The sequence below is a fragment of the Paraclostridium dentum genome (assembly GCF_048568265.1).
Taxonomy (GTDB): domain Bacteria; phylum Bacillota; class Clostridia; order Peptostreptococcales; family Peptostreptococcaceae; genus Paraclostridium; species Paraclostridium dentum.
The window spans coordinates 455,350-468,774 of sequence record NZ_CP183813.1; the positions used below are offsets into that span (position 1 = coordinate 455,350).

Sequence of the window (13,425 nt, forward strand, 5' to 3'; positions counted from 1 at the left end):
GTAGTTATAACTACACACTTATTACATTATACGGACAATTTTAATAACAGTATTATAGCCGAAAGCATGTTTTTTTATATGGTATAATTACTTTATAAAGGAAGGGATATTTTATGAATATTATAGTAAATGATATTTTAAATGATAGAAAAATTAATGATATTAAGGACAAATATATAGAGTTTGTAAATAAAGAGTCATATAAAACAAATAATATTTTATTATTAGTACCAAACAATAAAATTAAATTTAAATATAATAAGTTAATAAACTTAAATATAAGTGAAGAAATAAATATTTCAACATACAACTCATTTGTAATAAAAGAAGTAGTGAAGTTTTGGCCAATTATACAGCAAAAATATAATAATATAATCAATCATAAAGTAAAACCATCTATTATAAATAGTAGCTTGAGTGATTATATTTTAAATAAAATAGTTAAAGAAAAAAGGACTGTAGAGGGCTTTTTTAATGATATAACGGCATCTAACAGAAATATTGCAAGTAGTATTAGCTTTAATATAAATAAGGGATGTCAAAGTTTAATAGATTTAAATGGTATAGGTAATAGAATTTATTACTCTAAATATAACCAAAGTAAGATTGATAGATTTTCATACAGTCAAATGCAAGAGATAATAAATGAGTACCTAGATTTATTATTAAAAAACTCAACTATGGATAATTCTATAGCAATTTATTTGTATAATGAATTTTTATTAAAGGATGAGGAATATGTAAATAACTTGAGAAGAAGAGTGAATTATTTAATAGTAGACAGTTTGGAAAATTGTACGGTAAGTGAAGTTGATTTTATAGATATATTGTTAGATAGTGTAAAAGAGTCATACATGTATATAAATCAGACGAAAGACTATGCTGCATTTAATAATGTAGATATGAAATATATAAAAGACAAATTATTTAATAAATGTAAATTTATTAAAAATAGTGAAACAAGTGAAGTAATAATAAATGAACTATTTAAATTAAATAAAGACATTGAATTAAATCAAAACATGCAACTATATAGTCAGATGTTAATTGAGGCCAGCAATAAAATTGTAGAATTAATTAACAAGGGGTATAGAGCAAAAGATATAGCTATTATTTCACCCATAAGCAATACTATTACAGAGTATGAAATAAAAAATACATTATTAAAAAATAACATAGGATTTTATAGCACAAAACAAGATAAAAGAATAATTGATTATCCTTATTCACATGCACTAATGGTAGCTTCATGTATATTTTATGAATGTGAAGAACTTTTAAATAGTGAAGATTATATTAGCTTTATAAGCCTTTTATTAAATACGAATAAAATTAGAGCTAAAAAAATATTAAGTAAAAAATTAGAGCCTGATAAATATAATGAAATAGTAAATTACATAACAAGTAAGAAGTTAGATGATGTAAATATATATGAGTTTTTAATTAAGTTTTATATTGATAAATTATTAGAACTTCCAAAAGGAAAAGAAAATGTGAAGATTTGCAAAAAGATAATTCAAGAAAGTGAAAATTTTACAGAGAATATAGCTTTATTAGGAATAAATAATAATAAGTCAAAGGAAAAAATATTTATAGAAGCACTAAAATCAAGCATAAAAGATTATTATACTTTACTAGAATTAGAAGATTTTAAAGATGAAGACTTAGTTGTATTGACTACTCCATATACTTACATATCCCATAATATGAAAAGTGATATACAAATTTGGTTGGATATAGGCAGCAATATGTGGAGTATGAAATCTGAAAAAGAAATAAGTAATGTACATGTTTTAAAAAAATCTTTTATTGAAGGAAATATATATACTGAAGATGTTGAAGAATTTTATAAAGAATATTATTTAAAAAATACAATATATAATCTTCTTTTAAATACTGGAAAAGTATATGCATATAAAAGTGAATATACAGTAAATGGGTACATACAAGAAGGAAGTTTGTATGGATTGATTTTAAAGTTAATAGATAAAGGTGATTTTAATGAAAATAAATTATAGAGAAGATCAAACGCCTATAATAAATTATGAAGGTGGAACTATGGCGGTACCAGCAGTACCAGGAGCTGGAAAAACTTTTATAGTTACAAATTTAGTTGCAAAACTAATAAGTCAAGGTAAGCATAGACCAGGGAAAATACTAATACTTACTTATATGAATAGTGCAGTTAATAATTTTAAAGGTAGAATAGCAAAATTATTAGATGAAAAGGATATAGATGATAAAAATTCATATGAAGTAATGACTATTCATAGTTTGGCAGTAAAAATAATAAAAGAAAAGCCCGAGATTGTAATGTTAAGTGATGAATTTAGCATAGTTGATGACTTAAAGAAAAGTATTATATTAAATGAGAGTATAAATAACTTTAAAAATAACGGAGGAGAAAAAGCTTTTAATTTTTTTGTTAAAGAACAAAGAGATGAAGAATGGAGAAATAGATGCTTAGAGTCTTGGAACCAAGGGTTTTTTGATTTAGTTGTAAACGCTATAAGTGAGTTGAAATACAAGGATATTTCACCAGAAAAACTAGAAAATATAATTTTAAATGGACATAAAGGAATATTGAAATGTATTTTACCTATATATAAAGACTATGAAAGAAAGTTAAAAAACAATGGACTGTTAGATTATGATGATATTTTGATATTAGCATACAAAGCACTCAGTAGTGATGAAGATTTAAAAATTAAATTTCAAAAGCGATATTCATATATATTTGAAGATGAGTGTCAAGATTCCAATGAACTTCAAGGAAAAATAATAAAATTATTATCCGAAGATAATAATAATTTAGTTCGTGTTGGAGATGTAAATCAAAGTATAAATGGAACATTCTCATCATCGGATCCAATGTTTTTTAAACAGTTTATGGAAGAAGCAGATAGTTGTTATAAAATGGATATGTCTAACAGAAGCTCTAAAGATATTATTGAATTATCAAATAGACTAGTAAAATTAATTACAAAAGAATTTTATTTAGAAGAGTGTAAAAGTGCCTTAGAAGATATGGAAATAAAAACAGTACCAGATGGAAGGGGATATAAAGAAAATCCTAAACCCGATAAATATTTACTGAATGCAAAATGGTATGAAACATGGGAAAAAGAAATAGTACAAACTGTAAAGTTTGTAGAATATATAAAAGCTAATACGCCAGATAAAAGTATAGGTATATTAGTTCCCTTCAATAATCAAGTAAGGGAAGTAGCTCAAGTTTTGGAAGCTCATAATTTAGAATTTGATGAACTAGGACCCAACTCATCACATAAAAGGAAGATAATAAATAACATAGGTTATATAATTGATTTTTTATCTCAGTGTGATAGTACAGAAAAATTAATTAATGTTTTAGAAAAAGTGTATATAAACTCTGATAATAAAATAGGTAAAGATGAATTTTTATGTAAATTAAAAAAATATGAAAGTGAAGATATAATATATGACACAGAAACAGTTATAGAAGACATTGTTATAGATAATAGAGATGAAATATATTTAACATTTAGAGAAGGGATAGAATCTTTAAAAAATATAATAGAATATGAATCTATAAAGGTAGATGAACTAATACTGATAATTGGTGAAAATATAGAAATATCAGATGAAGAAAAGGCTATGGTAGAGTATATAGCATTTTACGTTAGATACCTAATACTTGATAATCCAAATACAAGCTTATACGATATATCAAAAATACTTTTAGATGATAGAAATAGAGTGTTTAATTACATAAGCGAAATAATATATGAAATAAATGGATATGAACCTAAGCCAGGAGGAATTACTGTTTGTACATACCATAAGTCAAAGGGTATGGAATGGGATGTTGTATTTTTACTTGATTTAACAGAATTTAAATTTCCAGCAGATATAAAACAAAAATTCCAGGGAGAATTATGGTATTTAAAAGATAAATATAAAAATCCAGTAGCTATAGCAAAATCTGAGGTTGAGTCAATAGTAACTGGTGATGCCCCTAAGGATTTTATGTACAAGCATAAAATAGATATAATAAATGAAAAAATAAGATTATTATATGTGGGGATAACAAGGGCAAAAGAAATGTTGATGCTATCAGGACATAGTTATAAAGATAATACAACAAATAAAAAGCAACAACAAAAACCATCTTTTTATTTTAATAGCTTAGGTAGATTTATAAAAGTTAAGAGAGGTGATATTGTTGAATAAAAAATTAGAGAACTTCTTGTTTAGTCAAAACTCTATAAATACTTATAGAAGTTGCCCATTAAAATTCAAATTTAAATATATAGATAAATTAAATTGGAAACAAGATGATGAAGGAAGCAGAGATTACTATGAAAATCTTAAATTAGGTTCAGATTTCCATTTAATATGTGAGAGGTATTTTAGTAATATACCAACTGGAATAGAATTTTTAAATAATGAAGAATTCAATATATGGTTAGAAAAAATTAAAAGATTAATACCTATAAAAGATGATAAGCTATATCTTCCAGAGTATGAGGTTAGATATAGTTTGAATAATTTTAAAATACAGGCTAAATTTGATTTAGTTGTAGTAGATAAGGATAGTATAAGTATCTGGGATTGGAAAACAGAAAATAGAAAGATAGAATATAAAGATGTAGAAAATAGAGTTCAAACCTTAGTTTATTTATTTTTAGCAAGTGAAACTATTGGTAAAATACATAATTTAGATATAGATTATGAAAATATAAAATTAAGTTATTATCAGCCAGAGTATTATAATGAGCCTATAACAATTACATATAGTAATGAAAAACATAACATAAATAAAAAACAATTAGAAAACTATATAGGAAATATATTAAATACAAATTACGATGAAGAAAAAAATATAAAAAATATTAAACATTGCAAGTTTTGTGAGTTTAATAAATTATGCAATAATGAAGCTGTAAACTATAGCACATTGGAGGAAGAAATATATGAGCCTTAGATTTATATTTGGAAGAGGCGGGAGTGGGAAAACAACATATTGTTTAGAAGAAATTTCTAAGCAAGTTCTTGATGATGGAATATCCCCTATAATACTGCTAGTTCCAGAACAATATACATTTGAAAGTGAAAAAAGACTAAGTAATTATTTAAAAAAAGATCCATATCTTAGAGCTAGAGTACTTAGTTTTAAAACATTAAGTAACATAGTATTTTCTCAGGTTGGAGGATTAACAGATATAAATATAAATGCTAGTGGTAGATCTATGATGATTTATAAAGCGTTAGAAGGGGTTAGTGAAGACCTTGAAATATTTTCAAAGGCAGCATCTCAACCTGGATTTATAGGTACAATAGCTGATATGATATCAGAGCTTAAGCAATATAGTATTTCTCATGAATCTTTAGAAAATATAGCTGGAGAAGTACAAAGTGAAACACTTAAACTAAAACTTCAGGATATAAGTAAGATATATGCTAATTATGAAAACATACTACATGAAAATTATATAGATTCACAAGATTTATTAGCATCGTTAGCGGATAAGATAGAAAGTTGTAATTACTTTGACAATGCAATAATTTACATTGATGAATTTACAGGTTTTACCCCAAATCAATATACAGTAATAAAGAGTTTGCTACATAAAGCCGCAGAAGTAAATGTAACTTTGACATTAGATAACAACTTAGTTAAGACTTATAATAAGACAGATGTTTTTTCTCGTACTAAATTTACAGAAGAGAAATTAAAAAAATTATGCTTAGAATCAGGAGTTAGAATTAAGCCTGAAATAAGTTTAAATGCAAGCAAAATAAAAAGATTTGAAGGAAACAAAGAATTAGAACATCTTGAAAGGAATTACTATTCATATCCTTATAAAATATATGAAGAGGAAACAGAAAGTATAGCTATAAAAGAGTTTAGTAACTTATACTCAGAAGTAGAGCAAATAGCTAAAGAAATAGTATTTTTAGTTAGAGATAAAAAAGCAAGATATAGAGATATAACGGTAGTAACTAGAGATTTAAATAGATATGATTTTTTAGTTCAATCTATATTTAATGAATATGAAATACCTAATTTTATAGATAGTAAAAAAGAAGCTAAAAGTAATCCTATTATAGTTTTGATAATAGCAGCATTAGAAATGCAAAATCGGAGATATAACTATGAAACTATGTTTAGATATTTAAAAAGTGGTCTTTTAGGAATAAGTATAGAAGATATTAGTTTAATAGAAAATTATGTTTTAGCAAATGGAATAAAAGGTAAAAGATGGTTTGAAGAAAAGTGGAATTATAGAGTATATCATAAATTAAATGAAGACGAGAATGACTATGAAATAGATATAATAAATAGAGTTAACGAGATTAAAGATTTAATAATAAAACCTATAATTAAATTACAAGAAAAACTAAAAGGAAAAAATAAAGCAAAAGATATATGCAAATATATATATGAATTTTTATTAGATATAAATATACCTAATACCATACAAATAATGATTGATAAATTTAAAGAAAATAATGAAATAGATTTAGCTAATCAGTATGCTCAGGTTTGGGAGATTGTTGTTGATATACTAGACCAAATAGTAGAGATTATGGGAGAGGATACGATAAACTTAGATAAATTCATAAAAGTAATAAGTATTGGTTTTGATGAGTATGAATTAGCAACAGTACCCCCAAGTTTAGATCAGGTTTTAGTAAGTAGTGTAGACAGAATGAAAAACCCAAATACAAAGCATTTATATTTAATGGGAACTACAGATGGAATTTTCCCACTAATATCAAAAGATGATGGAATATTAAATGACAGTGATAGAAAAAATTTAGGGGATAATGGAGTAGAAGTTGATATTGACAGTAAAACTAAAACATTTGAAGAACAATTTTTAGTTTATAGAGCTTTAACATCAACTAAATGTTCATTAACAGTTACATACCCAATTGCTGATCATGAAGGAAAAACATTAAGACCATCGATAATCGTGTCTAGAATTAAAAAGATATTTCCGAATATAAAAAATGCAAGCTATTTAAGCGATGTAAAATATTGTTCAAGTGAAGAAATAGTAGAAAATATAACTACTAAAGCACCTGTATTTAATGAACTTATAAAAGCTATAAAAGAATTTGAAGAAGAAAAATATATAGATTCTGTGTGGCTAGATGCATATAAATACTTCATACAAAATGATGACTATTACATTAGAGCAAAAAATATAATAGAAGGTTTAAATTATACCAATCAAGTTAAGCAGATAGAAAGTGAAAAAATAAGAGCATTATATGACAATAAAATATTCAGTGTTTCTAGGCTAGAAAAATATGCTCAATGTCCATTTGCTTATTTTATACAATATGGGCTAAAAGCAAAAGAAAGAAAAGAATTTGAATTTACTCCTCCTGATTTTGGAACATTTGTCCACAATATATTAGATAAGTTTTCAAAACAGTTATCTAACGATAATTTAGACTGGAGAGAGATAACAGATGAATATATAGTAGAAAAAGTAACTATAATAGTGGATGATTTAATAGCTAAGATACCTGGATATATATTACAAAGTTCAGCAAGATATAAGTACTTGGCATATAGATTAAGAAATATGCTTGTTTCAGCTATATCTATTATAAGTAATCAAATTAAAAAAGGATCATTTGATCCTGCAGACTATGAAGTAGAGTTTGGAGGAAAGGGTAAATACCCACCTATTAAAATTGTTTTAGAAAATGGAGAAGAGATAAACTTAATAGGGCAAATAGATAGAGTAGATATGTTTGAAGATGGGCAAGAAAAATATATAAGAATTGTAGATTACAAATCTGGGAATAAAGATATGAGTCTTACGGATGTATATCATGGATTACAGCTACAGTTATTAGTTTATCTAGATGCAATATTAGAAAGTGCTAAATATAATGATGGAGATATAAATCCTGCTGCTATACTTTATTTTAAAATAGATGATCCTATTATTAAATCTAATGAAGATAAAGAAGATGATAGTATAAGAGAAGAAATACTGAAGAAGCTTAAAATGAAAGGTCTTGTATTAAAGGATAGCAATATAATTAGAAAGATGGACAATACATTACCTGAAGGAGAAAAAGCAACATCATTAGTTATACCAGCTTCTATAAACAAAGATGGAACTATTTCAAAAAACACATCAGGTGTAAATGAAGAAGAGTTTTCAATACTTAGAAAATATGTAAAACATACAATTAAAGAGTTAAGTAAAAATATGCTTGAAGGACATATTGGAATAGCTCCATATAAGACTAAAGAATCAACATCTTGTGATTTTTGTAGTTTTGCAACTATATGTTTATTTGATAGTACATTTAAAGACAATAGTTATAGAATTATAAACAAAAAAAGCCAAGATGAAATAATTAATAAAATGAGAGGAGAGGTTGAATAATGAGTTCTCCTAAGTGGACAGACGAACAACAAGCTGTAATAGATAGTAGAAATTGTAATCTTTTAGTAGCGGCGGCTGCAGGTTCAGGTAAAACAGCAGTACTAGTTGAACGTATTATACAGATAATAACAGATACTAAAAAGCCAGTAGATATAGATAAATTATTAGTAGTTACATTTACAAATGCAGCTGCTTCAGAAATGAGAGAGCGTATAGGAGATGCCATAGCTAAGGCATTAGATAAAAACCCTGAAAATAGCCATTTACAAAATCAATTAGTTTTATTAAATAGAGCAAGCATTACAACTATACATTCATTCTGTTTAGATGTAATAAAATCAAATTTTCATAAAATAAATATAGATCCTAACTTTAGAATAGGAGATCAAACAGAATGTTCTCTTTTAAAGCAAGAATGTATAGAAGAAATTTTTGAACAATACTATGAATCAAGAGATAAGGGATTTTTAAATTTAGTGGAAAGCTATGCAGAAAAAAGAGGAGATAAAGATTTACAAGATATAATATTATCTATATATAACTTCTCAATGGCATCACCATACCCTAAAAAATGGTTAGAAGATTCAGCTGAATTATTTAATATAAATGATGATTTTGATTTTTCAAATTCAATATGGTCAGAATCAATATTAAGTAATGTAAAAATAGAGATAGATGGAATAGCATCTAGTATGAAAAGTGCGATTGAATACGTAGATGGAATTGACGAATTAGAAACTTATAAGGAAAAATTAAATATAGAGTATTCTCAAATATTAAATATATTAAGTGCTTGTAATGAAGGCTGGGATAAGACATATTACTTTATGAGCAATATGCAATTTGAAAACTTCGCAAAAGGAGTTAAAAGATTAGGAAAAGATACCCCTGACTACATAAAAAAAGCAAGAGAAAATGCTAAATCTATAAGAGATAAAAATAAAAAATCATTAGAGAGTATAATAGGATCAACTTTTTATAAAAGTAATGAACAGATTTGTCATGAAATAAAGTATTTATATCCAGTTGTAACTTCTATTTCAAACCTTATAATAGCGTTTGAAGAAAAGTATCAAGAAAAGAAAAGAGAAAAAGGAATTATAGATTTTAATGATATAGAGCATTTTGCATTAGCTATATTAACAGATGAAGATGAAGATGGAAATATAATACCATCAGATGTAGCTAAGATATATGTAGAAAAATTCTCGGAGATATTTATAGATGAATATCAAGATAGTAACTTGGTTCAAGAAGTTTTATTAAGTACTATCGCTAGTATTGAAAATCCAAATAGATTTATGGTTGGAGATGTAAAACAAAGTATATACAGATTTAGACAAGCAAAACCAGAAATATTTTTAGAAAAATATGCAACTTACGATACAGAAGAAGGTACTAAAAATAGAAAGATAATGCTATATAAGAACTTTAGAAGTAGGAAAGAAGTTGTAGATTGTGCGAACTATATCTTTGAAAATATAATGAGTAAAAATATAGGGGAAATCGAATATAGCGAAAAAGAAAGATTAAATTTAGGCGCAAGCTTTAAAGAGTGTGAAGAAGAAAATGTGTTAGTAGGAGGACCTGCCCAAATACATTTAATACAAAAAAATATTAAAGCTAAAAATGAATCAGATGAATCTGAGGAGAAAGAGGAAGAACAAGAAGAAATAGATAACATACAATTAGAAGCTAGAATGTTAGGAAATATAATCAAAAACTTAATGAAACCTAATGAAGATGCTAAGGTAACCAAAGTTTATGATAAAAAAATTGATGGATATAGAAATGTAGAATTTAAAGATATAGTAATACTATTGAGAGCAACATCTAGTTGGGCACCTGTATTTGTTGAAGAGCTAATGAATATGGATATACCTACATATGCAGATACAGGTATTGGATATTTTGATACTATAGAGATAAAAACAATACTAGCATTACTTCAAATAATTGATAATCCAATGCAAGATATTCCTTTAATTGCAGTATTGAAGTCACCTATGTTTGGGTTTACACCAGAAGAGTTAATTGATATAAGAATAGAAGATAGACAGAAAAGTTTTTATGAAGCTTTACAAATAGCAGGCAGTAAAGATGGAGATTTAGGTGAAAAAATAAAATATTTCTTAGATAGATTAGATAATTTTAAAAATAAATCACTTTATATGAGTACCGATGAATTTTTATGGTACATATACATAGAAACTGGTTATTATGCATATGTAGGAGCACTACCAGCAGGAACACAAAGACAAGCTAATTTAAAGGTATTATTTGAAAGAGCTAAGCAATTTGAATCAACAAGCTTTAAAGGGATTTTCAATTTTATAAACTTTGTAAAGAAATTAAAGAGATCGAACTCTGATATGGGAAGTGCTAAAACATTAGGAGAAAATGCAAATGTAGTAAGAATCATGAGTATACATAAAAGTAAAGGGCTAGAGTTTCCTATAGTTATATGTGCAGGAATGGGTAAAAATTTCAATACTCAAGATTTTAGAAAAGACATTCTATATCACCATAGGTTAGGGTTTGGGCCTCAGCTAGTAGATTATGAGAGAAGAATATCATATCCTAGTATAGCGAAAGAAGCATTAAAAACAACTATAAATATGGAAAACTTATCAGAAGAAATGAGAGTTTTATATGTTGCATTTACACGACCTAAAGAGAAGCTAATCATAACAGGTTCGGTAAGAGATATAGAGAGCAGCATAAAAAAATGGTCTGAAGATCTAGATAATGAGGGACCTGTTTCAGAATATCAAATTTTAAAAGGAAAGAACTTTTTAGATTGGATAATGCCTGCAGTTATAAAGCATAAAGATTTAGATAAACTACGCAGCATAATTGAATTAGACGCTAATTACTTAAATAATCATGAATCAAATTGGGAAACTAGAATATGGGAAAGATCGGATATATTAATAGAAAAGACTTCTAATGATGAAGAGGAAAGCATAGATACAATTTTATCTAATTTAGATATGAGCGAAAATGAAAGTGAATTCTATGAAGATATTAAATATAAGCTAGATTATAAATATCCATTCATGGAATCTGTTAATAGAGCAGGAACTATATCTGTTACTGAAATAAAACGATTAGAAAATAAAGAAGAGATTGATTATAGTGCTCAAGAATTAATTGAAAAGCAAACTGAAATAAAAACTCCATTATTTATACAAGAAGATGTAAGTAAAAACAAATTAACTGGAGCTCAAAAAGGTACTATAATGCATTTATTCATGCAGATTGTTGATTTAACTAAAGTAAGCAATTTAAATGAAATTAATGAAGAAATTAATATAGCTGTAAAAAAGAAAGTATTAACACAAACTCAGGCAGATACTATAAACCCATATAAAGTATTAAAGTTTTTTAAATCTAATTTAGGAAAGAGAATGTTGAATTCTTATTACTTAAAAAGAGAACAAGCTTTCTATTTACAAATAAACATGAGTGATATATTCAAAAATGATGATAGAGTAGAAATTATAGAAAATGAAGATAAACTTATGGTAAGAGGGATAATAGATGCTTACTTTGAAGAAAATGATGAACTTGTTATAGTAGATTATAAAACTGACTTTGTAAATGAAGAAAATAAAGATAATATTACAGAAAAATATACTAAACAGCTTGAAATATACAGTAGGGCGTTGAGTACATTAACAGGTAAGAAAGTTAAAGAGGCATATATATACTTATTTGGAACTGAGGAAGAAGTTTTATATAAGTTTGATTAATAAAAAAGGTGCGATGGTTTTATAAAACCATCGCACCTTTTTATTAGGGGAGAGATATAAAATTATATTTTTCGTATACTATAATTATTTACAAATTTAAGATTTATATACAGAAAAAAATAAAAAAATCACCTATACAAGGGGGGTATAGGTGATAATGGGGGGATAAAAATTATTTATTTTCCGATCATATTTTAATTATTAACAACCATTTGATTATTATTCATAGTTATTAAGTTTTTTTTTATTAAGAAAGGCTATTAACTTCCTTTCTTAATTTTAATATATTCATAAAAAGAATATTTGTTACTATTTTCAACATAAATTAATAAATTTCTTATTATTTAGTTTTTATATTTAGCTAAATCAAAGTTTGCAGCAAATTCTTCAAATCCAACTCTATCTATATATGCTCCTAAACGTTCTTTGTTATTTGCATTGTCTGAATACAAGTTAACTATATCATCTACTAAATCTAAAACTTTTTCATCAGGTATACCCATGACAAGTCTATCTCCTAGTCTAGGAATTGTACCACCTTTGCCACCTACGAAAACAGTCCAGCCTTTTGGAGTACCCATTAATCCAATATCTCTAGTATGATTGTCGGCACAACTATTAGGACATCCACTCACACCTATTTTTAACTTGTTTGGTAAATTCATTCCATGATATCTATCATCTAATTTTAGACCTATACTTACTGAGTCTTTAAAACCTCTTTTACAAAAAGATGTTCCAGGACATGTTTTAATACTTCGTACACATAAGCCTATAGCAGCTCCAGGCTTCATGCCTAGATCTTGCCATGCAGAATCAATGTCATTCTCTTCAAGTCCAACTAGTGCTATACGTTGAGCAGCTGTTATTTTTATAGCTTTAGCATTATACTTATCGGCAACATCGGCAAGCTTTCTAAGTTGGTCAGAAGTTATCAAACCAGCAGGAACATGAGGAGCAATTGCATAAGTTTTTTTATCTCTTTGAAGGACTGCACCTTTATCTAATAAATCTTTCATAATTACCTCCTAAATATGTATTTAGAAATATTATATGGATATATAAAAAAAATATAAGATATATGATATTTTTTAATTTAATGAACAATATATATAAGTGAAGGTTATTATTTATATTAATAAATAAGCTTATCCTTTATGCAAGTTTTTCCAGGTGAAATTTCCAAATTTTAAAATACTATGATATAATTATTGTAATAAATAAAAAGTATAAATTTAGGAGTGTGGTAAAGATTGGATTCGACCGGT

6 protein-coding genes are annotated in these 13,425 nt (G+C 26.2%); 5 read left to right on the forward strand and 1 reads right to left on the reverse strand.

What is annotated here, in order from left to right; genetic code table 11:
* Positions 1-113 precede the first annotated feature (113 nt).
* From ACN6I1_RS01975 to addA, 5 genes are read left to right on the forward strand one after another with little or no spacing between them, the layout of a single operon-like run.
* Entirely contained in the window at positions 114-2,018 is a 1,905-nt protein-coding gene (locus ACN6I1_RS01975; RefSeq protein ID WP_419742551.1) for a hypothetical protein, read from the forward strand.
* Positions 2,002-4,212: an ATP-dependent helicase gene (locus tag ACN6I1_RS01980; RefSeq protein ID WP_419742552.1), complete on the forward strand. Its 2,211-nt coding sequence runs from the start codon at positions 2,002-2,004 to the stop codon at positions 4,210-4,212. Before ACN6I1_RS01975 ends, ACN6I1_RS01980 begins: the two co-directional genes overlap by 17 nt.
* Positions 4,205-4,966 carry a PD-(D/E)XK nuclease family protein gene (locus ACN6I1_RS01985; RefSeq protein WP_419742553.1) on the forward strand — a complete coding sequence of 254 codons (762 nt, stop codon included), beginning with the start codon at positions 4,205-4,207 and terminating at the stop codon, positions 4,964-4,966. The genes ACN6I1_RS01980 and ACN6I1_RS01985 overlap by 8 nt, the downstream gene beginning before the upstream one ends.
* On the forward strand, positions 4,956-8,402 hold the full coding sequence (gene addB, locus ACN6I1_RS01990) for a helicase-exonuclease AddAB subunit AddB (protein ID WP_419742554.1): 3,447 nt from the start codon (positions 4,956-4,958) through the stop codon (positions 8,400-8,402). The genes ACN6I1_RS01985 and addB overlap by 11 nt, the downstream gene beginning before the upstream one ends.
* Positions 8,402-12,157: a helicase-exonuclease AddAB subunit AddA gene (addA, locus tag ACN6I1_RS01995; RefSeq protein WP_419742555.1), complete on the forward strand. Its 3,756-nt coding sequence runs from the start codon at positions 8,402-8,404 to the stop codon at positions 12,155-12,157. Before addB ends, addA begins: the two co-directional genes overlap by 1 nt.
* A 344-nt stretch (positions 12,158-12,501) precedes the next feature.
* Here the strand turns inward: addA and ACN6I1_RS02000 are convergent, their stop codons facing one another.
* On the reverse strand, positions 12,502-13,176 hold the full coding sequence (locus tag ACN6I1_RS02000) for an NAD(P)/FAD-dependent oxidoreductase (protein WP_021428652.1): 675 nt from the start codon (positions 13,174-13,176) through the stop codon (positions 12,502-12,504).
* Positions 13,177-13,425: the final 249 nt, after the last annotated feature.